A 23,852-nucleotide genomic window follows, 5' to 3' on the forward strand; every position below is an offset into this window, starting at 1 on the left:
GTAGAATTGCGGGCGGTAGTTGGTGAAGAACGGCGTGTGGCGCCCGCCCTCCTCCTTGGTCAGGATGTAGGCCTCGGCCTTGAACTTGGTGTGCGGCTTCACCGAACCCGGCTTGCACACGACCTGGCCGCGCTCCACGTCCTCGCGCTTGGTGCCGCGCAGCAGCACGCCGACGTTGTCGCCCGCCTGGCCCTGGTCGAGCAGCTTGCGGAACATCTCGACGCCGGTCACCGTGGTGGTCTGGGTGGCGCGGATGCCCACGATCTCCACCGTCTCGCCGACCTTGATGATGCCGCGCTCCACCCGACCCGTCACCACCGTGCCGCGGCCCGAGATCGAGAACACGTCCTCGATCGGCATCAGGAACGGCATGTCGATCGGACGCTCCGGCTGCGGGATGTAGCTGTCGACCGTCGCCATCAGCGCCAGCACCGCCTCCTTGCCGATCTTGGGCTCCTTGTCCTCCAGCGCCATCAGCGCCGAGCCCTTGGTGATCGGGATGTCGTCGCCGGGGAAGTCGTACTTCGAGAGAAGCTCGCGCACCTCAAGCTCCACCAGCTCGAGAAGCTCCTCGTCGTCGACCATGTCGACCTTGTTGAGGAACACCACCAGCGCCGGCACGCCGACCTGGCGGGCCAGCAGGATGTGCTCGCGCGTCTGCGGCATCGGGCCGTCGGCGGCCGAGACCACCAGGATGGCGCCGTCCATCTGGGCGGCACCCGTGATCATGTTCTTCACGTAATCCGCGTGGCCGGGGCAGTCGACGTGCGCGTAGTGCCGGTTCGTGGTCTCGTACTCCACGTGCGCCGTCGAGATCGTGATGCCGCGCGCCTTCTCCTCCGGCGCCTTGTCGATCTGGTCGTAGGCCGTGAAGGTCGCCCCGCCCGACTCCGCCAGAACCTTCGTGATCGCCGCCGTCAGGGACGTCTTGCCATGGTCGACGTGGCCGATCGTCCCAATGTTGCAGTGCGGCTTCGTGCGCGAAAACTTCTCTTTGGCCATCGTCTCTTTCCTGCGGCAAGGCCCGCGCTCGCGCGGGCCTGAACGGTCGCCCTCAAGTCTGCGAGCCGGGCGAAAGGCGCGGACCGCTTAGAGGCAACCCGTCCTTTGATCAAGTGCCGGGCCCGGAGGGATGCCGGAGACCGTGAAGCGTCCGACCGGAACCGGTCATTCCGCCGCCTCCCCGTAAGCTTCCGGCGGCGGGCAGGAGCACATCAGGTTGCGGTCGCCGTAGGCGTTGTCGACGCGGTTGACCGGCGGCCAGTACTTGTCGATGCCGAGCGTGCCCGCCGGGAAGCAGGCGGCCTCCCGCGAGTAGGGCCGCTCCCAGGGGCCGATCAGGTCCTGCACCGTGTGGGGCGCGTTCTTGAGCGGGTTGTTCCGGGGGTCGCTCCGCCCCTCCTCGATCGCCCGGATCTCCTCACGGATCGCCAGCATCGCGTCGCAGAACCGGTCGATCTCCGCCTTGGTCTCCGATTCGGTCGGCTCGATCATCAGGGTGCCGGCCACCGGCCAGCTCATCGTCGGCGGGTGGAAGCCGCAATCGATCAGGCGCTTGGCGATGTCGTCGACGCTGATGCCGGCGCTCTTCTGGAAGGGGCGCACGTCGACGATGCACTCGTGCGCGACCCGCCCGTTCCGGCCGGCATAGAGGATCGGGTAGGCCCCCGAGAGGCGGCGGGCGATGTAGTTGGCGTTGAGGATCGCCACCCGCGTCGCCTGGGTCAGCCCGCGCCCGCCCATCAGCAGGCAGTAGCTCCACGAGATCGGCAGGATCGAGGCCGAGCCGTAGGGCGCGGCCGAGACCGCGCCCGCCTCGCCGCTGCGCGGATCGCCGGGCAGGAACGGGATCAGGTGCGCCTTGACGCCGATCGGCCCCATGCCCGGGCCGCCGCCCCCGTGCGGGATGCAAAACGTCTTGTGCAGGTTGAGGTGGCTGACATCGGCGCCGATGTCGCCGGGACGGGCGAGGCCGACGAGGGCGTTGAGATTCGCCCCGTCGAGGTAGACCTGCCCACCCTGCCCGTGGACGATCTCGCAGATCTCCCGCACCCGCTCCTCGAAGACGCCGTGGGTCGAGGGATAGGTGATCATGCAGGCGGCGAGCTCCGCCCCGTGCCGCTCAGCCTTCGCCCGGAAATCGTCGAGGTCGATGTTGCCGTCGGCATCCGCCCCGACCACCACCACGCTCATGCCGCACATCTGCGCCGAGGCCGGGTTGGTGCCGTGGGCGGAGGACGGGATCAGGCAGACCTTGCGGTGCCCCTCCCCGCGGGAGAGATGGTAGCCGCGGATGGCGAGAAGCCCCGCATACTCGCCCTGCGCCCCTGAATTCGGCTGCATCGAGATCGCGTCGTAGCCCGTGATCGCGCAGAGCTTGTCCGAGAGATCGCCGATCAGATGCCGGTAGCCCTCCGCCTGATCCTCCGGGACGAAGGGGTGGATCTCGGAGAATTCGGGCCAGGAGATCGGCAGCATCTCGGCCGTGGCGTTGAGCTTCATCGTGCAGGAGCCCAGCGGGATCATGGCCCGGTCCAGCGCGAGGTCGCGGTCGGCGAGGCGGCGCATGTAGCGCGTCATCTCGCTCTCGGCCCGGTTCATGTGGAAGATCGGGTGCGTCAGGTATTCGGACGTGCGCAGCAGCGCCTGCGGCAGCCGCGGCTCGGGCCAGCCCTCGTCGTAGGCGAGGTCGGTGCCGCCGAAGGCGTGCCAGACCGCCTGGACGATGTCGGGCCGGGTGCGCTCGTCCACCGTGATGCCGATCCGATCGGCCCCGACCCGGCGCAGGTTCACCCCGTTGGCCAGGGCGTTCTGCAGGATCACGCCCTGGAAGGGGCCGACCTCGACCGTGATCGTGTCGAAGAAGCTCTGAGGGCGAACCGTGAAGCCGAGGCGCTCCAGGCCCGCGGCGAGGCGCACCGCGTCCCGATGCACCCGGTCGGCGATCGCCTTGAGGCCGCGGGGCCCGTGATAGACCGCGTACATCGAGGCGATGACGGCGAGCAGCACCTGGCTCGTGCAGATGTTCGAGGTCGCCTTCTCGCGGCGGATGTGCTGCTCGCGGGTCTGCAGGGCGAGGCGGTAGGCGCGGTTGCCGTTCGCGTCGACCGAGACGCCGACGAGGCGGCCGGGCAGCGCCCGCTTGTGGGCCTCGCGGGTCGCCATGTAGGCGGCGTGCGGGCCGCCGTAGCCCATCGGCACGCCGTAGCGCTGCATCGAGCCGATGGCGATGTCGGCCCCCATCTCGCCGGGCGGCCTGAGGAGCGTCAGCGCCAGCGGGTCGGCGGCGACCGCGGCGATGGCGCCCGCCGCGTGGAGCGCCGCGATCGGCCCGGACACGTCGTGGATATCGCCGCAGACGCCCGGATACTGGAACAGCGCGCCGAACACGGCCGCCGGGTCGAGATCCCTGAAGGGGTCGCCCACGACGATGCGCCAGCCGAGCGGCGCGGCGCGGGTCTTCAGCACCGCGATGGTCTGCGGCAGGCATTCCTGATCGACGAAGAAGGTGTCCGCCTTCGCGGTCGCGACGCGGTGGGCCATGCCCATCGCCTCGGCGGCGGCGGTCGCCTCGTCGAGGAGCGAGGCGTTCGCCACGTCGAGCCCGGTCAGGTCGCAGACGAGGGTCTGGAAGTTGAGGAGCGCCTCGAGCCGCCCCTGGCTGATCTCCGGCTGGTAGGGCGAGTAGGCCGTGTACCAGGCCGGGTTCTCGAAGATGTTACGCTGGATCGCGGGCGGCATCGTGGTGCCGTGGTAGCCCTGGCCGATCAGCGAGACGAGGACCCGGTTCCTGTCGGCGACCGAGCGGATATGCTCGAGCACCCGGCGCTCGCTCAGCGAGCGGCCGAAATCGATGCGCTCGGCCTGCCGGATACCCGCCGGCACGGTCTCGTCCACGAGGGTGTGGAGGTCGGGCGCGCCGACGACGGCGAGCATCGCGGCGATCTCCGCCTGGCTCGGGCCGATGTGGCGGCGGTTGGCGAAATCGTAAGGGTCGTAGCGGTCAGCGCTCATGGGATACCCCCGGAAATGGTGGAGCGGGCCGGCGGAAGGCGCGGGCTATTTCGGCATCGCCGCGTAGGCGGCCTCGTCCATCAGCCCGTCGAGGGCGGCAGGATCGTCGAGGCGGATCCGGTAGAGCCAGCCGGCACCCTGCGGATCGGCCGCGACCGAGCCCGGATCGTCGACCGCGGCCGGGTTGATCTCGGTCACCTCACCGGAAACCGGGGCGTAGACGTCGGAGGCCGCCTTGACGGACTCGACCACCGCCGCGGCATCGCCCTTCTTCAGCCGCGCGCCGATCTTCGGCAGCTCGATGAAGACGAGGTCGCCGAGCTGCTCAGCGGCGTGGGCGGTGATGCCCACCGTGGCGACGTCGCCCTCGCGCTTCAGCCATTCGTGATCCTCGGTGAATCTCAGCATGGTTCGCTCCTGTCGAAAGAGAGGCTCAGCCGCGCTTGAAGCGGGCCGGGACGAAGGGCAGGCGGGCGACGGCGAGGGCCAAGCGCTGGCCGCGCAGCTCCGCGAAGACGGTCCGGCCGGGCTCGGCGAGCGACGCGGGCAGGTAGCCCATGGCGACGGGCGCCCCGAGGCTCGGGCCGAACCCGCCCGAGGTGACATGCCCGACGGGCTCGCCGCCCGCCTCCGCGGCGTAGAGGGGGGCGCCGGCCCGGACCGGGGCGCGCCCCTGCGGCAGCAGACCGACGCGGCGGCGCTCCGGCCCCCGCTCAAGCGCGCCGAGAATACGCTCCGCGCCCGGAAAACCGCCCTCCCGCACCCCGCCGCGCCGACGGGCCGGCGGGATCGCGAAGGCGAGCCCGGCCTCGACCGGATCGGTGTCGCGGTCGATGTCGGCGCCGTGCAGGCAGAGGCCCGCTTCGAGCCGCAGGGAATCGCGGGCGCCGAGGCCCACCGGCAGGACGTCGGGATCGGCGAGCAGGGCTTCGGCGACCGGCTCCGCTTCGTCCGCCGGCAGCGCGATCTCGAATCCGTCCTCGCCCGTGTATCCGGAGCGGGACACGGTCGCCGGCGCACCGAGGATCCGCGTCTCGCGCACCTCCATGAAGCGCAGCGCGGCGACGTCCGGCGCGAGCCGCGCCAGGCTCGCCTCGGCCCGCGGCCCCTGCAGCGCGAGGAGCGCCCCGGGCAGCTCGGCGGCGCGGACGCCGCCGGGGAGGTTCGCGCGCAGGTGCGCAAGATCCGCCGCCTTGTTGGCGGCATTGACGACGAGGATCAGCCGGTCGTCGAGGCGCGCGACCATCAGGTCGTCGCGGATGCCGCCGGCCTCGTCCGTCAGGAATCCGTAGCGCTGACGGCCCTGCGGAAGGCCCAGGATGTCGATCGGGATCAGCCGTTCCAGCGCCGCGGCGGCCTCCGCGCCGGACCCGGCCGTGACGACGATCCGGCCCATATGCGAGACGTCGAACAGGCCGGCCGCCTCCCGCGCGCGCAGGTGCTCCTTGAGGACGCCGGCCGGATAGTGGAGCGGCATCGCGTGGCCCGCGAAGGGCACCATCCGGGCGCCGAGCCGCAGGTGGAGCGCGTGGAGCGGCGTCTCGATCGGGGCTGGAGATGCGTGGGCCGGAGCGTCGCGCTCGACGGCGGGGTGTGGCGATTCTGGAGGCATCCGCTCTCTCCGCGACAGACAGCATCGGCAGAATCCGAGCGGATCCTGCCCCTGCCCCCATCTGTCGCGGTTACCTGAGAGCTTCTCTCAACCGCCGGGGCGGCCGAGATTTCTCCTTCGGTGGACGCCGTGCGGCGCCTCTCTCCAGATTGTCCAACGAGTGCGGTGATTGTGCCTGAGAGTTTCCGGGGGTGGTTGCTCCGTCGGCGCCATGCCCGGCTCGCACCGGACTGGGCTCTCCCGCGTCGTCTGTTTCGGACGGTCCCAGCCTGTCACGATGCGAAGCTTGCCGCAAGCGCCGCGAGCGCGCTGAAATGCGGCAATGCAAGAGGCTTAGAGGTACGTTTCTGCTCTTTTCTGCGGCAGGGAGCGCGAAACGGGGCGATTTCGGGGCCTGTGTGGCAAGACTGGCATAGGGGCGCTGCAGCATACGGCCTAGTCTCGCCCGGACTGCCATTCGTTTCGGGATCTCGCCCCATGATCAAGACGCTTCTCCTGGCGAGCGCCGCCTCCGCGCTCCTCGCGGGCGCCGCCTCCGCCGCCGACCTGCCCCGCCGCGCCGCGCCGCCTCCGGTCTTCACCGCCGTGCCCGTCTTCACCTGGAGCGGCTTCTACATCGGCACGCAGACCGGCTACGTGATCACCGACAACGGCCCGATCCGCACGCAGGGCAACGATGCGTTCACGCGGAACAACGTCCAGCAGGGCTTCCGTCCCGCTCAGATCCGCTCCGACGTCGACGGGCTGACGAGCCTCGGCGGCGGCATCGGCTACAATTATCAGTTCACGCCGGGCTCGGGCTTCGTGGTCGGCTTCGAGGCCGATGCGACCTGGACCGACATCTCGAAGCGTCCCGTCTACTTCAGCCAGCGCCAGGACCCGGCCGCGTTCCGGCAGACGCTCGATTGGCTCGGCACGGTGCGCGGCCGCCTCGGATACGCCTTCGACCGCGTCTTCGTCTACGGCACCGGCGGCTTCGCCTACGGCAACGTCCTCTACCGGTCGCGCTTCTTCAGCTTGGCCGCGGGCAACCCCCTCGCCTATACGGGCCAGTTCGACGGCGTCGAGACGGGCTTCGCCTACGGCGGCGGCATCGAGTACGCCATCCCGACGGACAGCTTCCTCAACCGGTTCAACTTCATCGGCTCGTTCCTGAAGGCCGACGCCGTGACGCTGAAGGCGGAGTACCTCCACTACGACCTCGGCAGCCGCAACGTCCTCGTGGCCGGCGGCCTGCTGCCCGCGGCGCCGGGCTCCTACACGTCCCGCTTCCGCACCGAGGGCGACCTGATCCGCGCTGGCTTCAACTACAAGTTCAGCGGATTCTGATCGGGAACGCCGGCATCGCCGGCCTTCGCGCCAGTCTCGGGGCCGGGTCCGCTCAGTGCGGATCCGGCCTCGCCGTTTGAGGGGCCGAGTTCCGAGCACCCGCCCCGCGAGCCGCCGACTTCCGGGTCAATCCACCGCCCGCAGGCCCGGTTTCGTCCCCGGCTGCGGGCGTGCCGCCTCCGCCGCCCGCCGCACGGTCGAGCGGGCCGCGTCCACGGCCATGGCCGCCGCGCTCATCGTGCGCGGCTCGGTGGGCCGGTCGACCGCGTGGCGCACGATCTCGGCGGCGAGGTCGTCGATCTCGCCGGCGAGCGCCTGGAGGCGGCCCGCATCCCCCGGCCGGCGCGCCTCCGCCTGGATCTCGAGAAGCCGCTCGGTGGCGACCTCGACCCGCTCGCGCCGCAGGCGGGACAGGCGCTGGCGCAGCCATGCCAAGCCGGATCCGACACCGCCGCCGAGGAAGGCGACGAGGTAGATCCAGGTCTCGTAGCGCTCGATGAAGCTCTCCTGCTCGCGCTCGTAATAGTCGATCGCGCCCGGGTGGATCGGCAGCCGCGCGCTCGTCGCGCCCGCGGTGGCCTCGTAGCTGGGGGCATGGATGGCGTTGGCCGCGGGCAGGGTGTCGGCGAGGGCGTTGCGCATCTCGAACAGGTATTGCGTCACCTCCGCGGCCGTGCTGCGCGAGAGATCGGACCGCGCCATCAGCCGGTAGGAGGCGCCCACCGTGGCGACGTCCTCCTCCGGCAGCTTCGGGCGGCCGCCGAACAAGCCTGCCGGCACGGAGACCGCCTGGAGCCGCGGGAACCGCTCGATCAGGGCCGGCCCCTCCGTCACGCCGAACAGGGCAATCTTCCGGTTGCGCGCCGCCGCCTGGACGAGGCCGACGATCCGGCGCGCGGCCGGCGTCGTCGGCGTCGTGACGAGGGCAACGGCGTCGATCCGCTTCTCGGCCAGCGCCTGCGCGAGATCGTCCTCCGCCACGGCGACGAGGGCGACGCTGCCCGCCGCAACGGGGCCGGGCTCGGTCTGGAGCTTGAGCCCGTAATGGTCCACCGCGTCGCCGATCAGGGTCCGGTCGGCGCTCCGCTCGGCGATCATGCCGAGGCGCTTGCGTGCGAGGTCGGGGAAGGCGCGAACGCCCGCGCCGTCCGGGGCCACCACGATGAGCGCCTGCTCCCGCAGGATCGCGAGCGTGAGCGCGTTCGGAGGCAGGGCCACGTCCGGACGCACGACCGCGAGGTCCACCTCTCCCCGGGCCAGCGCCTCGGCACTCTCGCGCACGCCGTCGAAGGGCAGGATCTTCAGGCGAACGCCCTTCCGCCGGGCCGCGAGCCCCTCCGCGTAGGCTTTGAGAAGGGTGGGTTCGGTGCCGCCGCTCGGCGCCACGGCGACGGTCAGGGTGCTGGCCCGCGACCAGTAGAGGGCTGCGCCCGCGGCGAGCGAGAGCAGCACCGCGACCACGAGGAACACCATTTCCCGACTGACGGGCATCCTCCGCATCCTGTGGCCCCCGCCCGCCGCCCCAGCGGCGACCCGACGAAGCGCAACACCGCGATCACCGATATGGTTGCGCCGGCCACGATCCCGGATGCCGACGCGCCGCCTCGACCGGGCAGGCGGCGATCACCCTCCCCGGGGCCTCGGGGAGCCACTTCCCGATCCCGCGCCGCAGGGCGAACTCAAATTTCGAAATCCAGGGGCGCGATTCGCGGGACGGCGCGGCGCTCTGCCCCAAGCACGACTCATTGCGGCGCCCGGGGCCAAGAAAAGACCCCGCGAACAGGGTTCACGGGGTCAGGTAATTCCACGGGGCGTCCCTAACGGGCCACTGGCATACTGAATACCATCTATGCGCGCGGCGCAAGGGGCGGCATACTGATTCTGCGGATTTTTGTTTCCCTATGCCGGATAGCCTACCCGCGCGGCGCCCCGCGAGCCTCGCTCACCAGGGGCCGTCGCAGGTCCGGCCGACAGTCAGGACAGAGCGTCCCGCTCGGCCTCGAGGAGCCGCACGAGCCGCTCGGCGAGGCGGCTCGGCGGTTTGCCCGCGGGCCGCAGCAGCATCGTCTCGATCGGCAAGTCCGGCCGGAATGGCCGCAGGGCGATGGGCAGCCCCGAGAGCTCGCGTGCCGGTAGGGGATCGACGATCGCGAGCCCCAATCCCTCGGCGACGAGGCCGCACCTTGCGGCGGTGTACTGCGCCATGTGGGCGAAGCGCGGCTCGACGCCGGACCGGGCGAAGGCCTCCTCGATGGCCGTCTGAAAGGCGCCCGCGCCTCCCGAGATCAGGGGCTCGCCCGCGAGGTCCTGGGCCGAGACGGCGCGCCTGCCGGCCAGGGGATGCCGGCGGGGCATGGCGCAGACGGCCCCGACCGTCAGGAAGCGTTCTGCCTCGACGCCCGTGTAGCCGGATCGCGGCCGAGCCAGCCCGATGTCGCACTGCCCCGAGGCGGCCCAGGACCAGATCGTGTCCGGGCTCGGAACGTGAACCGAGACGCGCGCACCCGGGCATTCCGCGCTCAGGTTCCGGATCGCGCGCGGCAACAGCCGGGAGGCCAGGGAAGGCTGGCAGGCGACGCGCAGCGAGCCGCTGCCGCGCTCCCGGATCTGACGAGCCGCGTGGCCCAGGTGCTCGAGGCCGGCATAGGTCCGCTCGACCTCCTGCGCGAACGCCTCCCCCTCTCGGGTCGGCACGGCGCTTCCGTGCCCCCGCACGAAGAGGGGGAAGCCGAGCTCGGCCTCGAGGTGCGCGATGGCGCGGCTGATATGGGGCTGCCCCACGCCGAGCGCGGCCGCGGCCCTCGTCATGCCGCCATGCCGCAGGACGGCCCGGAACAGGTCGAGATGGGCCGGATTGATCATGCCTCATCCGCATCGGAAGGCGAGATAGGGGCATGGGGCGCCATGAGGGGCGGCCGGTTGTCAAGCCGCGCGGGCCGCAGGCCGAGCCCAAATGCGCCGCTTCGCTCATCCTCGCCGGGTGCGTCAGCCCCCGGGGCGCATGCGGTCTCGGCCCGCGATTCCCGACGCCCGGCGATGCGGAGCCGCGTACGGCTCCGCATCGTCCCGTCAGGATCGCAGGGCCTTCACGTCCTCGGTCGTCAGACCCTTGCCGCCGATGCCCCAGTCACCGCTGCGCAGTTCCTGCACGCGCACCCAGGTCACGCCGCGCATGGCTTCGCCCTCGATCGCGACCATGGCATCCGTGACCTTCGCGATCATGTCCCGCTTCTGAGCCGGGGTGAAAACGCCTTCGATGAGCTGAATGTCGACGAGCGGCATGGTGATGCTCCCTTGGGTCCGGCCCGGGACGATCCCGGCGCCGGCGAGCCCCGTCCTAGCCGCCCTGCTCCGACCCGGCTTGAAGGCGGCCTGCAGAGGTCGGGGAGATTTCCTGGAGATGTGCTAGGATTCCGGCACCGCATGCGCTCGTCCCCGGAGAGCCGGCGATGCTCTACCACTTCGACGCGTTCGAACTCGACGCCGATCAGGTCGAGCTTCGCCGGAGCGGGGTCGTCATCCCGGTCGAGCGGCAGGTCTTCGCGGTGCTGCGCCTCCTCGTGGAGAACCGGGACCGCATGGTCTCCAAGGAGGAGGTCGTCGAGAAGGTCTGGAACGGGCGGTTCATCTCCGATGCCGCCATCTCGAGCCGCATCAAGTCGGCCCGCCGCATCCTCGGGGACGACGGGAAGGCGCAGCGCTTCATCCGCACCCTGCACGGCCAGGGCTTCCGTTTCGTGGCCGAGGTCCGGACGCGCGCCCCGCAACCGGCTCCGGTGCCGGCCCGGACGAAGGAGGGCCCGGCCGAGCCGAGCGAGCTCAGCGAGCCGGGCAGGCCGTCGATCGCGATCCTGCCCTTCCGACTCGCCGGAGCCTCGGCCCTGCACCCGGCCATCGGAGAGGCGATCGCCCACGATCTCATCACTGCGCTAGCCCGGTTGCGATGGCTGTTCGTGATCGCCCGCGGGTCGTCGTTCCGCCTGCCGGCGCAGGGCTGCGACGCGGCCCGCATCGGGCAGGTGCTCAACGTCCGCTACGCCCTCTCCGGGTTCATCGAGGCCTTCGCGAGCCGGGTGACGATCAGCGTCGAACTCACGGAGACGCGCACGGGCGGCGTCCTCTGGGGTGACCGCCTCTGCGGCGGGATCGACGACATTCACGACCTGCGCGCGCGCATCGCCGCGAGCATCGTCGCCGCCCTCGAGATCCGGGTGCCCCTGAACGAGGCGGCCCGGGCGTCGCTCGCCGTGCCGAACAGCCTGGACGCGTGGTCCGCCTATCACCTCGGCCTCAGGCACCTCTACCGCTTCAACCGCGACGACAACGCGACGGCGGCCGGCCTGTTCGAGCGTGCCGTCGCCCTGGAGCCCGGGTTCGCACGGGCCAATGCCGGATTGTCCGCGACGCATTTCCAGAGCGCCTTCCTGCGCTACTCCGGCGATCCGGACCGCGATGCGGGGGCCGCGCGCCTCTTCGCCGAGCGAAGCGTGGAGCTCGATCCGCTCGATCCCTTCGCCAACGTCACGCTGGGGCGCGCCTTCTGGCTGACGGGCGACGTCGATAGCAGCCTGCCGTGGCTGGACCGCTCGACGCAGCTCAGCCCGAGCTACGCGCACGGCTTCTACGCCCGGGCATGGGCCGACATGGTCTGCGAGCGCGACCGGGACGGGAGCGAGAACGTCGAGACCGCGATCGCGCTCAGCCCGCTCGACCCGTTCCTCTACGCCATGCTGGCCACCCGTGCCCTGACCTGCCTGATGCACGGCGACACCGGGCAGGCCGCTTCCTGGGCCGACCGGGCGGCACGCTCGCCCGGCGCCCACGTGATGATCGCGCTCATCGCCGTGATCGCCCACACCCTCACCGCGGATCCGGAGCGCGCGGCGATCTGGGCCGCCGACGTCCGCCGACGCCGCGGCGCCGTCTCCCAGGCGCATTTCTTCGCATCCTTCCCCTTCCGGGAGGGTGATCTGCGGCGCCGGATCGCGAGGGCGCTGACCGATAGCGGCATTCATTGAGGGCACGGCGTCCCGGCCGCCGGGGCAGGCCAGCGCCCGCCGGTGCTGCCATTCGGGCGTGCGGTCTCGCCGAGGGCCGAGCCGCTGGTGTCCGGGCGGAAGCGGGGAGCGAGGAACAAGGCGGGGCGGCGGGAGGTTGGGTGCGGACTTTGCCGGCGGGGCGTTCCGCTGGCGCGGACCCTGCGAGCCCGGGACGGAATCGGTGTCGGCCTGGATCGAACATGCTGTCTGGTGGCAGATCTTTCCCCTCGGCTTCGTCGGCGCCGAGCCCGAGGCCCGTCGCGAGACGGCCGTCACGCATCGGCTGACCCATCTGCAGGCCTGGCTCGACTACGCGGCCGAACTCGGCGTCTCGGGCATCGCGCTCGGGCCGATCTTCGCGGCCTCGACGCACGGCTACGACACGACGGATCCGTTCCGGATCGACCCGCGCCTCGGCGACGAGGCCGATTTCGACGCGCTGATCGAGGCCGCTCGCAGCCGCCATCTGCGCATCCTGCTCGACGGCGTGTTCCATCATGTCGGGCGCGCCCATCCCGCCTTCCGGGAGGTCCTCGATCGCGGCCCCCAGGCGGAGCGCGCCCATTGGTTCAGGCTGTCCTGGCCGCGCGGCACCGCGCCCGGGACGGAGCCGGACTATGCCTGCTTCGAGGGACATCGGCAGCTCGTCACCCTCAACCACGACGAGCCCGAGGTCGCCGACCACGTCGCCGCGATCATGAACCACTGGCTCGCCCGCGGCGCCGATGGCTGGCGGCTCGACGCGGCCTACGCCGTCCCGAGACGGTTCTGGGCCGGCGTGCTGCCGCGGGTGCGCGCCGCCCATCCGGACGCCTACATCGTCGGCGAGGTCATCCACGGCGACTACGCCGGGTTTGTCCAGGATACCGGCCTCGATGCGGTGACCCAGTACGAGCTCTGGAAGGCGATCTGGAGCGCCCTCAACGACCGCAACCTGTTCGAACTCGCCCACGCGCTGGAGCGCCACAACGGCTATCTCGACAGCTTCGTGCCGCTGACCTTCGTGGGCAATCACGACGTGACGCGCATCGCCAGCCGCCTCGGGGACGAGCGCCACCTGCCCCACGCGCTCGCGATCCTGTTCGCCTGCGGCGGCACCCCCTCGATCTACGCCGGCGACGAGCAGGCCTTCCGCGGCGTGAAGGAAGAGCGTGTCGGTGGCGACGACGCGATCCGCCCTGCCTTTCCCCCCTCGCCCGCCGGGCTCGCCCCCTATGGCTGGCTGATCTATCGGCTGCACCAGACCCTGATCGCGCTCCGCCGACGCCATCCCTGGCTGCACCGCGCCCGTGCGCGGAAGGTTCACCTGACCAACGAGCAGCTCGTGCTGACGATGAACGAGGGCACCCGGCGCCTCCTGCTCGCCCTGAACCTCGCCGACGGGCCTGCGACGCTGCCGGCGCCGGACGCGCGTCACGTCGAAGCGGGAGACGGTGACCTCGTCTCGCCGGGCGGACGCGCGGGGCAGGTGAGCCTCCCGCCGCACGGCTGGGCGATCCTCTCCGCCTGATCCTCGGCGGGGAGCGGCCCACTCAGGTCGGGCCGTCCGGCCTCCGGTCACCCGCCGTGGCGCAAGACCTCGGACATCATCCGCCGACAGAGCCCGAGAAGGTCGAAGCGCCCGGCCTCGCCCAGGGGTTCGACCGCGACCGTCGCGGTGCGGCCGGAGACCATCCGCACGCCCTGAGGAACGGCGTCGAGCTTGATCCGGACCGGGACCCGCTGAGCGAGCCGAACCCAGGCGAAGGTCGGGTTGACGCTGGCGAGCAGGTTCGAGCCCGCCGTGCGCTCCCGGTCCTCGACTCCGCCCGCCACGCTCTCGACCTGCCCGGCCAGAATGGCCCGGTCTCCCATCAGCCGGATGCTCGCCCGGTCGCCGACATGGATGCGCGCCAGCTTCGTCTCCTCGAAATATCCCTCCACCCGCAGGGTGTCGTCGTCGATGAGCGCCATCACGCCGCGCCCCGTGGTGACGTAGGTGCCGGGCCGGAGCTCCATGTTGCTGATCCGCCCGTTGACGGCGGCCCGCACGGCCGAGCGTTCGAGGTTGAGCTTGGCGAGGTCGCGGTCGGCGAGCGCATGGTCGTAGGCCGCCCTCGCCTCCAGATCGGCGGCCCGGGCGGCCTCGACCTTCTGCTGCGAAACGGCCGCGTCGCTCAGCTTGCTGTAGCGCGCGTAATCCGCCGCGGCCTGCTCGGCGCCGGCACGTCTGCCCTCAACGGTCGCCTCGGCCTGACGCAGGGCCAGGGCGAAGCGCTCGGGGTCGATCCGGAGCAGGACGTCGCCGCGCTTGACGACCTGATTGTCGGCGACGGCGACCTCGGTGACGAGGCCCGAGACGTCGGGCGCCACGGCCACGACGTCGGCCCGGACCCGGCCATCCCGGGTCCAGGGTGCCTCCATGTAGTAATCCCACAGGGCCAGTCCGACGAGTGCGGCGAGCGCTACCGTCGCCAGGGTGACGACGAGGCGGAACGAGAGGGCGATGAGCCGTGTCATGCGATGAGCCGGACGAGCGAGAACGGGGGCGGGGCGGGCCGAGGGTAACGGCCGCCCCGCGTCACGAGGTCAGCGGGATCGCGACCGAGACGACGAGGCCCAGCACCACGACGTAGAGGGCGAGATCGAAGAGCGGCCGATGCCAGACCAACCGGTAGAATCCGGCCCAGGCCAGGGATCGCCGGGCGACCAGGCAGATGAGGAAGGCGACGAGCATCCAGGCGGCGAGGCTCGGGATGAAGACGCCGTAAAGGTCGAGATCACCGCTCATGCCGCGAGGTCCGGTCCGGAATGGGCGGCGTGGGCCGGCCGGTAGGGCGCCGCCTCGGGACCGAGACCCCGGCGAATGCCGACGAGGCCCATGAGGGCGGCGCGGTGGGCGGGACGCCGCGCCTCCTCCGCTGCCGCATCCAGGGCCGCGTCGATCAGGGGAAGGAGGTCGGCGGCCCGGTCCGCGTCGCCGCGATAATGCCGCGCCAGGGCGGACAGGAGGCGTTCGGCCGCGTCCCTGGCCGCTCCGGAGAGCTGCCGGCGGTCGCGCCGCAGCTCGACGATGTTGATCCCGACCCGCACCTCGGCGAGGAGGTCCGCCACCCGCTCGGCATCGTCCGGCGGCAGGGCGGCGAGCCGCGGGGCGATCAACCCCACCCTGTCGAGCATGAGGGCGGCCAGCGCCAGGCCGTTCTGCGCGCCCTGGCGCCCGGCGGCCCGGGCGAGGCTCCGCCGGTTCACGGCCCGCAGGCGCCGCACGGTCCACGCGGCGCCGACCGAGCGAACGAGTCGCGTCACGATCGCGGCCACCCACATCCCGGCGATCACGGCGATCGAGGAATTGGCGAACGCCGCGAAGTCGCCCGTGTAGCTGCCCTGGAGCGCGATCAGGGCCGAGCCGTTGACCGCCGCCCCCAGTGCCAGCGGCGCCGTCCGCGGCTGGGTCATGAAGACGCCGCAGAGGAGGAGACCGGGCGCCAGTGCGAGGGCCAGCATCTCGAAGCTCGTGGCGAAGGGCAGGACCCCGAACAGGTAGATCCCGGCGCCGATCGCCCCGACGACGGCCGAGTTGGCGAAGCCGACGATCGAGGGCGCGGGATCGTCCTGCGCGGCGAAGAAGCAGCAGCCGACCGCCGCCATCATCGGGGCGCCGGCCCCGTCCGGCCAGCCGGTCGCGATCCAGATCGTGCAGGTCAGCACGATCGAGAGGAAGACGCCGACGGCGGAGAGAAGGGCCAGGCCGTGGTCCCGGTGGCGGATCGTCCGCGCCTCGGCCGTGTAGCGGAAGGCGAGATCTTCGATGACGGGGGTTCCGTCAGCGACGTGACGCTGCAGCAGGCGGGTGTCCTGGCGCAGGTCGATGAGGTCGCGCAGGCGCGCCAGGAGGCTCGCCAGGACGAGGTCGGTCCAGGCGGGGCGCTCCGGCAGGGCAGGATCCGCCGCCTCCGCCCTCTCCCGCAGGCGCGCCGCCTCGGCCGGGTCGGTCGTGCCGGCGGCGAGCCAGGCGGCCATGTCGCCGAGGAGCGTGCGGACACGCTCGGGCAGCGCCCGCGACCGCTCCAGGGCCTCGATCCGGTCCGAGACCGCGGACACGATGGGCAGGACCATGAGCATGTGCTGGCGCAGCATCGCCATGGCTTGGGTCGATCGTTCCGCGCCCGTCCTGTCGTAGCGCAACGGCGTCGCCAGGGCGTCGAAGGCGATGGCGTCGGAGGCGAGCCGCAGCCGCCTGGCCTGCGTGTCCTTGGTCTGAACCTCCTCGGCCCACGCATCCTTCGCCGCGCCGGCCCGGCCGAGAACGTCCACGGCCCAGCCGCGCGCGTCGTGCAGCCAGCCCTCCAGCCGGCCCGCGATCACGGGCGCCACGGACTGGGGCAGCACCACCGACGAGACGAGGCCGGCGCACAGGATCCCGAGCGTGATCTCCTCGGCCCGCGCCACCGCCGTGTCGAACATCGTCCCCGGCTCGGCTACGGCCGGAAACCCGATCAGGGCAGCGGTGTAGCCGCCGAGCATCATCAGGTAGCTGCGCGGGGTCCGGTCGAGGAGGGAGACGTAGAGGCAGACGGCGACCCAGAGCGCGATGGCGAGCGTCAGGAGTTCCGGCGCGTCGACGAGGTTCGGCACCAGAATGACGGCCACGCCGGCACCGAGGATGGTCCCGAGCACCCGGTACAGCGCCTTCGAGCGCGTGGCGCCCGCCAGCACCTGGCTCGTGATGTAGACGGTACCCAGGGCCCAGTAGGGTCGCGGCAGGTCGATCCACAGGGCGAGGTACAGGGCCAGCATGGCGGCCCCATAGGTCTTGATCGCGAAGGCCCAGTCGCGCCAGCCCGGGAGGGTCATGCCGCGGGCTCCCCCTCGGACGGCTCGCTGAGATGGCCGGAGCCTGCTTCCGCATCGCGGCCGACTTCGTGGAGCGCCCGGAACACCCGCAAACTGGCCTCGATGTCGGCGGCGCTCACGGCGGCGAACACCGATTCCCGCAGAGTGTGAAGATCGGCTTCCATCCTCGCCACCACCGCCCTGCCCGCCTTCGTGAGGCTCAGCACCTTGGCGCGCCGGTCGGTCGGATCCTCCTTGCGGACGACCAAGCCCGCCGCGCCGAGCTGATCGAGCAGGCGCACCAGGGAGGGACCCTCGATGCCGATCGCGTCGGCGAGGGCGTTCTGGCGCGGCTCGCCCGCCATGCGCCCGATCATCACGAGGGGGAGCGCCGTCGCGTCCGAGATCCCGTGCGCCCGCGCCGCCGCGTCCGCGCATCGGCGCCACTGGCGGCCGGCGAGGAGCAGGGCCTGGGTGTAGGCTTGGCGCAGCTGCTTGAGATCGTCCTGCATCCGGCCCCCGCGAACATGACCGGAAGGTCGCCGGTGTCGTTAGATAGTAAGCTATCTATTCAACTGCAATGCGTGGTTGCACGATCCCGAACACGCGCCGCAGTTGCCTGCCCGACGTGAGACGCGGGAGGGTATGCTGCGCACGCATCCCTGTCGCGGAACTCTGGCCTGGCCTATGCCTCCGAAGCCCGTTCCGTCACCGCAACCAGCAGGATTCATGTTCAAACCCCGTACCACTCTCAGCACCGTTGCCCTGCTCGCTCTCCTCGGCGCCCCCGCACAGGCACAGGAGCGCTTCGCCGTCGAGGAGGCGACGATCGCCGGCGTCCACGACGCCCTCGCCGCCGGGACGATCACCTGCCGCAGCCTCGTGCAGACCTATCTCGATCGGATCGCCGCCTACGATCAGGCCGGCCCGAAGCTCGCGGCGATCCGGGAGGTCAACCGGCAGGCCCTGGGCCAAGCCGAGGCGTTCGACCGGAACCGCAATCGCCTGGCCTCGGAGCCCCTCGCCTGCGTGCCGCTCGTCCTCAAGGACAATTACAACACCGCCGAACTGCCCACGACCGGCGGCTCGGCCTCCCTGGCCGGGGCGCAGCCGGCCAAGGACGCGTTCGCGGTGGCCAAGTTGCGCAAGGCGGGAGCCATCGTCCTGGCCAAGACGAACCTGCAGGAATTCGCCCAAGGCGGCGTCTCGGTCAGTTCCCTCGGCGGCCAGGTGCGCAACCCCTACGACCTGACCCGCACGCCGGGCGGCTCGAGCGGCGGCACCGGAGCGGCGGTGGCGGCGAACCTCGCGCTCGCCGGAACGGGCACCGACACCGTCAACTCGATCCGGTCGCCGGCCTCGGCCAACAACCTCGTCGGCCTGCGCGCGACGCAGGGGCTGATCAGCCTGAGCGGCATCATGCCCGTCTCGAAGACGCAGGATGCGATCGGCCCCATCACCCGCACGGTTGCGGACGCGGCAGCGCTCCTGCAGGCGATGGCCGGACCCGACCTCGACGATCCGCTCACCTCCCCGTCGGCGGGCAAGGTGCCGGAGAGCTACGCGGCTTTCCTGAAGCCCGACGCGCTCAAGGGCGCGCGCCTGGGCGTCGTCAAGGCGCTGTTCGGAACGAAGCCCGAGCATGCCGAGGTCAACCGGGTGATGCAGGAGGCCCTGGACGCCTTCGAGAAGGCCGGCGCCACCCTGGTCCCGATCGAGGATCCGGCGTTCGAGGCCAACGCGCTCAACGCCGAGAACGACGTCCAGACCTACGAGTTCAAGGCGCTGTTCAACGCCTACCTCGCCACGATCCCGAATGCCCCGCACAAGGATCTGGCCGGCATCATCGCCTCGGGCCAGTATCACAAGGCCGCGCTCGACAAGTTCCTCAACGGTGCGGAGGCTCGCCGGGACGGCATGGCCGAGCCGGACTACAAGGTGCGGCTGGAGCGGATCTCCGCCTTCAAGGCGCATGTCGCGGCCGTGTTCGACAAGGAGCGCCTCGACGCCCTCGTCTACCCGCTGCAGAAGCGGCTGGTCGTGCCGATCGGCGAGTTGAACCAGGCGGAGCGCAACGGGATCGTGGCGGGTCTGACGGGCTTCCCGGCGATCGACATCCCGGCAGGCTTCTCGGCGCCGACCGAGACGGCGCCGCTCGGCGTGCCGGTCGGCCTGGACCTGCTCGGCCGACCCTGGAGCGAGGGCAAGCTGCTCGGCCTCGCCTACGCGTTCGAGCAGGCGACCAAGCTGCGCCGTCCTCCGGCCAGCGCGCCGTGAGCCCGGTCGCCTGAGCCAACCTGCCTCCGAGACGGGCCGGCGCGCGACAGGGCGTGCCGGTCCTCAGCCCTCCTCGACCGTCGGACGGTCGATGTTCTGCTCCTCCTCGTCGAAGACGTAGCCTGCCAGCCAATCCGCGCTGTCTTGCGAGCCGGCGCGGTAGGGATTGGCCGAGACCGGCTTGCCGGCGAGCTTCGCCGCCCGGCCGTCCTGCATGGCCTGATTGAGATCGTCCTCCATGGTGCGTTCTCCCGTGCGGCCTCGGCCCTGCCGCGGCCGCGAGCGGGCGCGGCAGGGCCCGATCGCATCATGGCACGAACGGGTGCCGCGCTCACCGCTCCCGCCGGAGCGCCGGGACCCTCAGGGCCTGAACGCCTCGTTGGCCGCCGAGGCTTCCGCGCCCGGCTCCTCGGCAGCAGCCTCGTCCCGCGCCTCCCGGTCGCGGCCCGCGACGAGGCTCCAGAGACGCTCCGCGGCCGGACTCTGTCGGGCCCGGGGCCGGTACAGGCGGATCTCGACGGGGATGTCGCCGGCCGACGCCCCGGCCCGCACCAGCCGGCCGCGCTCCAGATCGTCCGCCACGACGCTCAGAGGGGCCCAGGCAAGCCCGTGCGCGTCGCGCGCCATGGCGACGAGCAGGGAGGTCAGGTGCGAGGCGAAGACCGGCCGCAGGGACGCGCCGCTCCGCTCGATCGCCCGCGCGCCGGCCAGGATGCGCCCGAGGCCGGATTCGGTCGTGTAGGTGAGGAGCGGAAGCGGCGCCTCTCGCGTCCCCGGAAGGGCGTGGAGCGGCCCGGCCCCGTCGGGCAGCGGCGCGCTCACGGGCAGCAGGATGTCGGTGCCCAGCGGGACGGACCGGAACTGATCCGAGGCCAGCCCGTGCGTGGTCTGCGGATGGTCGTGGCAGAGGAGGAAATGCGCTTCGCCGCGCAGCATCATCTGCTCGCAGGCCGCCATGTGCGCGGCGGTCAGGTTGACGGTCGCCTGGATGTTCTCGAAACCCTCCAGGGTCCTGACCCAGTTCGGGAAGAAGCTCACCGACAGGGTCTGCGTCGCGGCGAACCGGACGGTCGCGGCCGCCATCCGCCCGGCCTCCCGCGCCGCCTCCCGCCCCAGGTAGAGCCGCCGAAGCGTCTCCTCCGCCACGGGCCGGAAGCGCTCGCCGGCCGGCGTCAGCGTCACCGGCAGCACGTCCCGCGCGAAGAGGGGGGCGCCGACCCACTCCTCGAGGGCGCGGACCCGCCGGCTGAAGGCGGGCTGCGTGATGCAGCGCTGCTCCGCCGCGCGCGAGAAGTGCCCCAGATCGACCAGGGTCAGGAAGTCTTCGAGCCAGGCGGCGTCCATCCGTCGAGCCCTCCCGGCGGGGCGAGGCCGCTCCGCGGCCCCTCTCCCGCGCTCGATCGGGCGAGGATGACGAGCGCCCGCAGGCCGGTCAACGGCGCCGGGACGGCCCGGCATCAACCGATGCCGCAACGGCATTGGCGCTCGTGCGCGCGCTCTGGTCCTGTGACCGCAGACCGCCCCGGCTCGCAGCCAGGATGGCGGCTTACCAGAAGCGAACCGGGAGAAACGCCGTGCAGAGGGTCGCCCAAGCCTCAGCCAAACCGCTCTACAGGAGCCTCTACGTCCAGGTGGTCGCCGGCATCCTGCTCGGCGTCGCGGTCGGCACCGCGGCGCCAGGCCTCGGCGTCGACATGAAGCCGCTCGGCGACGCCTTCATCAAGATGATCAAGATGGTCATCGGGCTGGTGATCTTCTGCACCGTCGTCGCCGGCATCAGCGGCATGAGCGACATGAAGAAGATGGGCCGGCTCGGCGGCAAGGCGCTGCTCTACTTCGAAATCCTCTCGACCATCGCCCTCGTCATCGGCGTCGTGGTCGGCAACCTCGTGCGGCCGGGCGCCGGCATGAATGCCGACCCGAGCAAGCTCGATGCGGGCGCGGTCGCCAAGTACGCCGGTGCCGCCAAGGAGCACGGCACCGTCGACTTCCTGCTCAACATCATCCCGAACACCGTGTTCGATGCCCTGACGAAGGGCGAGATCCTGCCCGTCGTCTTCGTCGCCGTGCTGTTCGGCACCGTCCTGTCGAAGATGGGCGATGCCGGCCGGCCGCTGCGCGACCTCGTCGACGCCGCCTCGCACTGGATCTTCGGCGTCATCAACGTGCTGATGCGCTTCGCCCCCTTCGGCGCCTTCGGCGCGATGGCCTACACGATCGGCAAGTTCGGCCTCGGCTCGCTCGGACAGCTCGTCGGCCTGATCGGCACCTTCTACCTGACCGGGGCGATCTTCGTCTTCGGCGTGCTCGGCCTCGTCTCGCTCTGGGCCGGATTCAGCCTGTTCAAGCTGCTGCGCTACCTGAAGGAGGAGCTGCTCATCACGCTCGGCGCCAGCTCCTCGGACGCCGCTTTGCCCTCGCTGATGGAGAAGCTGGAGCATCTCGGCTGCTCGAAATCCGTCGTCGGCCTCGTCGTGCCCACCGGCTACATCTTCAATGCCGACGGCACCTGCATCTACATGACGCTCGCGGCCCTCTTCGTCGCGCAGGCCACCAACATCGACCTCACCCTGACGCAGCAACTCGCGATCTTCGGCGTGTCCCTGCTGACCTCGAAGGGGGCGAGCGGCATCACCGGGGCCGGCTTCATCGCCCTCGTCGGCACGCTCTCGGTCGTGCCCGCCATCCCGCTCGCCGGCATGGCGCTGATCCTCGGCATCGACCGCTTCATGAGCGAGGGCCGGGCGATCGTGAACATCATCGGCAACGCGGTGGCCGCCGTCGTGATGGCCAAGATCGAGGGCGAACTCGACACGGCCCGCATGCGCGACGTGCTCGAAGGCCGGCTCGTCGCGGATGATCCGGTCGGCGGCGACGCGAAGGCCCCGCCCCGCGCGGTCCTCCCCGCCACCGCGACGGCCTGACCCGGCCTGCCCCCGGGCGCGGCCCGCCGCCGCGCCGCCTGTCCCAAGGACCGAAACGATGTCGCCCCGAACCCTCTACGACAAGCTGATCGACAGCCACACCGTGGCCCGCCTCGACGACCGGACCGGGCCGGGGGCCGAGGTGCTGCTCTACATCGACCGCACGGTGCTCAACGAGTACACCAGCCCGCAGGCCTTCAGCGGCCTGCGCGAGGCGGGGCGCCGGGTCTGGCGGCCGGAAGCCGCGCTCGGCATCGTCGACCACGTCAACCCGACAGCGCCGGACCGCGGCCGGGCGATGCCGGACGCGGGCGGCGCCCGGCAGGTGCGCTACTTCGACGAGAATTGCCGCACCTTCGGCATCGAGCTGTTCGACGTGCTGCACCCGCTCCAGGGCATCGAGCACGTGGTCGCGCCCGAACTCGGCTTCATCCTGCCCGGCATGATCGTGGCCGCGGGCGACAGCCATACCACCACCTACGGCGCCCTCGGCGCCCTCGGCTTCGGCATCGGCACCTCCGACATCGAGCACTACCTCGCCACGCAGACGCTGCGGTATCGCCGGATGCGGACGATGCGCGTGTGGCTCGACGGCGCCCTCTCGCCGGGCGTGACGGCCAAGGACGTGGTGATGGCCCTGATCCGCCGGATCGGCGCCTCGGGCGCCACGGGATACGCCGTGGAATTCGCCGGCGACGGCGTCGCGGCGCTCTCCGTGGAGGGCCGGATGACCATCTGCAACATGGCGGTGGAGGGCGGGGCGCGCGGCGTCGTCATGGCGCCGGACGCGGCCGTCTTCGCCTATCTCGCGGGCAAGCCCCGCGCGCCGAAGGGCAAGGCCTGGGAGGGCGCCCTGCGGCACTGGTCGGGCCTGCACAGCGACGCCGACGCCGTCTTCGACCGGGAGATCCGTCTCGCGGCCTCCGAGATCGAGCCGCTGGTGACCTGGGGCATCAGCCCGGATCAGGCGGCCCCGGTCGGCGGCCGGATTCCCGACCCCGGCGCCGAGCCCGACACGAACCGCCGCCGGGACATGGAGCGGGCGCTGGCCTACATGGACCTCGTGCCCGGCACCGCGCTGGAGAGCGTGCGCATCGACCGCGCCTTCATCGGGTCCTGCACCAATGCCCGCCTCTCGGACCTGCGCGAGGCCGCCGCCGTGCTGCGGGGCCGCCGCATCGCCGCGGGCGTGCGCGGTATGGTGGTGCCGGGCTCGTCCAGCGTGCGCCGCGCCGCCGAGGCGGAGGGGCTCGACCGGGTCTTCGTCGAGGCCGGGTTCGAGTGGCGCCAGTCGGGCTGCTCGCTCTGCCTTGCCATGAACGACGACGTGCTCGCCCCCGGCGAGCGCTGCGCGTCGAGCACGAACCGCAACTTCGAGGGCCGCCAGGGCGCCGGCGGGCGCACGCACCTGATGAGCCCCGCCATGGTCGCGGCCGCCGCCGTGACCGGCCACCTGACCGATGTGCGCCGCCTCGCGCAGCAGCCCCAGGGGATCTGAAGCCATGCAGCCCTTCACCACCGTCACCGGCCCGGCCGCCTCCCTGCTGGCCGCCAACGTCGACACCGACGTGATCATGCCCAAGCAGTTCCTGAAGGGTATCGACCGGAGCGGCCTCGGGGCCGGGACCTTCCACGACCTCCGCTTCCGGCCGGACGGCGCCAAGCGGCCGGAATTCGTGCTCAACCGGCCGGATTGGGAGGGCGCGCGCTTCCTCGTGGTCGGACCGAATTTCGGCTGCGGCTCCTCCCGCGAGCACGCGGTCTGGGGGCTCCTGCAGCTCGGCATCCGCGCGCTCGTCGGCACCACCTTCGCCGGCATCTTCGCGGACAACGCCGCCAATA

The 23,852-nt window shown here is 71.5% G+C and carries 20 protein-coding genes and 2 riboswitches; of the genes, 7 read left to right on the top strand and 13 right to left on the bottom strand.

The window, feature by feature from the left end; all coding sequences use genetic code 11:
* The 4 genes from tuf to gcvT all read right to left on the bottom strand — a co-directional run.
* Positions 1-1,002 (bottom strand): elongation factor Tu (gene tuf, locus E1J50_RS17520; RefSeq protein WP_132255127.1); only part of this gene is annotated, 1,002 nt, incomplete at its 3' end.
* Positions 1,003-1,167: 165 nt separating this feature from the next.
* Positions 1,168-4,014 carry an aminomethyl-transferring glycine dehydrogenase gene (gcvP, locus tag E1J50_RS17525; RefSeq protein WP_132255128.1) on the bottom strand — a complete coding sequence of 949 codons (2,847 nt, stop codon included), beginning with the start codon at positions 4,012-4,014 and terminating at the stop codon, positions 1,168-1,170.
* 45 nt (positions 4,015-4,059) lie between these two features.
* On the bottom strand, positions 4,060-4,422 hold the full coding sequence (gene gcvH / locus E1J50_RS17530; protein ID WP_132255129.1) for a glycine cleavage system protein GcvH: 363 nt from the start codon (positions 4,420-4,422) through the stop codon (positions 4,060-4,062).
* 25 nt (positions 4,423-4,447) lie between these two features.
* Complete coding sequence (gcvT, locus tag E1J50_RS17535) at positions 4,448-5,626, bottom strand: glycine cleavage system aminomethyltransferase GcvT (protein WP_132255130.1); 1,179 nt, start codon at positions 5,624-5,626, stop codon at positions 4,448-4,450.
* Between the two features lie 57 nt (positions 5,627-5,683).
* Positions 5,684-5,778, bottom strand: a riboswitch (glycine riboswitch).
* 1 nt (position 5,779) lies between these two features.
* Positions 5,780-5,879, bottom strand: a riboswitch (glycine riboswitch).
* A gap of 224 nt (positions 5,880-6,103) precedes the next feature.
* Here gcvT and E1J50_RS17540 point away from each other — a divergent pair.
* On the top strand, positions 6,104-6,955 hold the full coding sequence (locus E1J50_RS17540) for an outer membrane protein (protein ID WP_132255131.1): 852 nt from the start codon (positions 6,104-6,106) through the stop codon (positions 6,953-6,955).
* A 126-nt stretch (positions 6,956-7,081) separates the two neighbouring features.
* Here the strand turns inward: E1J50_RS17540 and E1J50_RS17545 are convergent, their stop codons facing one another.
* From E1J50_RS17545 to E1J50_RS17555, 3 genes are all read right to left on the bottom strand, one after another.
* Positions 7,082-8,455, bottom strand: a complete 1,374-nt coding sequence (locus E1J50_RS17545; RefSeq protein ID WP_132255132.1) for a TAXI family TRAP transporter solute-binding subunit — start codon at positions 8,453-8,455, stop codon at positions 7,082-7,084.
* 474 nt (positions 8,456-8,929) lie between these two features.
* The gene (locus tag E1J50_RS17550) at positions 8,930-9,817 is read right to left on the bottom strand and encodes a LysR family transcriptional regulator (RefSeq protein WP_132255133.1); all 888 of its coding nucleotides are present in this window, start codon (positions 9,815-9,817) and stop codon (positions 8,930-8,932) included.
* A gap of 207 nt (positions 9,818-10,024) precedes the next feature.
* Positions 10,025-10,237: a tautomerase family protein gene (locus E1J50_RS17555; RefSeq protein ID WP_132255134.1), complete on the bottom strand. Its 213-nt coding sequence runs from the start codon at positions 10,235-10,237 to the stop codon at positions 10,025-10,027.
* A gap of 167 nt (positions 10,238-10,404) precedes the next feature.
* Here E1J50_RS17555 and E1J50_RS17560 point away from each other — a divergent pair, with 167 nt between their 5' ends.
* Both E1J50_RS17560 and E1J50_RS17565 read left to right on the top strand, forming a co-directional pair.
* A complete protein-coding gene (locus tag E1J50_RS17560; RefSeq protein ID WP_132255135.1) occupies positions 10,405-11,973 on the top strand; it encodes a winged helix-turn-helix domain-containing tetratricopeptide repeat protein in 1,569 nt (522 codons plus the stop codon).
* A 202-nt stretch (positions 11,974-12,175) separates the two neighbouring features.
* On the top strand, positions 12,176-13,504 hold the full coding sequence (locus tag E1J50_RS17565; RefSeq protein ID WP_132255136.1) for an alpha-amylase family protein: 1,329 nt from the start codon (positions 12,176-12,178) through the stop codon (positions 13,502-13,504).
* 47 nt (positions 13,505-13,551) lie between these two features.
* On the opposite strand, the gene E1J50_RS17570 is transcribed toward E1J50_RS17565, so the two are convergent.
* From E1J50_RS17570 to E1J50_RS17585, 4 genes are all read right to left on the bottom strand, one after another.
* Positions 13,552-14,493: an efflux RND transporter periplasmic adaptor subunit gene (locus E1J50_RS17570; RefSeq protein WP_132255137.1), complete on the bottom strand. Its 942-nt coding sequence runs from the start codon at positions 14,491-14,493 to the stop codon at positions 13,552-13,554.
* A gap of 61 nt (positions 14,494-14,554) precedes the next feature.
* Positions 14,555-14,764 carry a DUF1656 domain-containing protein gene (locus E1J50_RS17575; protein WP_132255138.1) on the bottom strand — a complete coding sequence of 70 codons (210 nt, stop codon included), beginning with the start codon at positions 14,762-14,764 and terminating at the stop codon, positions 14,555-14,557.
* Entirely contained in the window at positions 14,761-16,830 is a 2,070-nt protein-coding gene (locus E1J50_RS17580; RefSeq protein ID WP_132255139.1) for an FUSC family protein, read from the bottom strand. The genes E1J50_RS17575 and E1J50_RS17580 overlap by 4 nt, the downstream gene beginning before the upstream one ends.
* Positions 16,827-17,321 carry a MarR family winged helix-turn-helix transcriptional regulator gene (locus E1J50_RS17585; RefSeq protein WP_132255140.1) on the bottom strand — a complete coding sequence of 165 codons (495 nt, stop codon included), beginning with the start codon at positions 17,319-17,321 and terminating at the stop codon, positions 16,827-16,829. Before E1J50_RS17585 ends, E1J50_RS17580 begins: the two co-directional genes overlap by 4 nt.
* A gap of 217 nt (positions 17,322-17,538) precedes the next feature.
* On the opposite strand from E1J50_RS17585, the gene E1J50_RS17590 reads away from it, so the two are divergent.
* Positions 17,539-19,086 carry an amidase family protein gene (locus E1J50_RS17590; RefSeq protein WP_132255141.1) on the top strand — a complete coding sequence of 516 codons (1,548 nt, stop codon included), beginning with the start codon at positions 17,539-17,541 and terminating at the stop codon, positions 19,084-19,086.
* A 63-nt stretch (positions 19,087-19,149) separates the two neighbouring features.
* On the opposite strand, the gene E1J50_RS27425 is transcribed toward E1J50_RS17590, so the two are convergent.
* Together E1J50_RS27425 and E1J50_RS17595 are read right to left on the bottom strand one after the other, a co-directional pair.
* The gene (locus E1J50_RS27425; protein ID WP_165937906.1) at positions 19,150-19,326 is read right to left on the bottom strand and encodes a ribosome modulation factor; all 177 of its coding nucleotides are present in this window, start codon (positions 19,324-19,326) and stop codon (positions 19,150-19,152) included.
* A gap of 120 nt (positions 19,327-19,446) precedes the next feature.
* On the bottom strand, positions 19,447-20,430 hold the full coding sequence (locus E1J50_RS17595) for a LysR family transcriptional regulator (RefSeq protein ID WP_132255142.1): 984 nt from the start codon (positions 20,428-20,430) through the stop codon (positions 19,447-19,449).
* Positions 20,431-20,660: 230 nt separating this feature from the next.
* Between E1J50_RS17595 and E1J50_RS17600 the strand changes: the two genes are divergently transcribed.
* From E1J50_RS17600 to leuD, 3 genes are all read left to right on the top strand, one after another.
* Positions 20,661-22,010, top strand: coding sequence for a dicarboxylate/amino acid:cation symporter (locus tag E1J50_RS17600; RefSeq protein ID WP_132255143.1), 1,350 nt, complete (start codon positions 20,661-20,663; stop codon positions 22,008-22,010).
* 58 nt (positions 22,011-22,068) lie between these two features.
* Positions 22,069-23,508, top strand: coding sequence for a 3-isopropylmalate dehydratase large subunit (gene leuC / locus E1J50_RS17605; RefSeq protein ID WP_132255144.1), 1,440 nt, complete (start codon positions 22,069-22,071; stop codon positions 23,506-23,508).
* A 4-nt stretch (positions 23,509-23,512) separates the two neighbouring features.
* Positions 23,513-23,852, top strand: a 340-nt coding sequence (leuD, locus tag E1J50_RS17610; protein WP_132255145.1) for a 3-isopropylmalate dehydratase small subunit, incomplete at its 3' end; no start/stop codon positions are given.

This window comes from Methylobacterium segetis, assembly GCF_004348265.1.
Classification (GTDB): domain Bacteria; phylum Pseudomonadota; class Alphaproteobacteria; order Rhizobiales; family Beijerinckiaceae; genus Methylobacterium; species Methylobacterium segetis.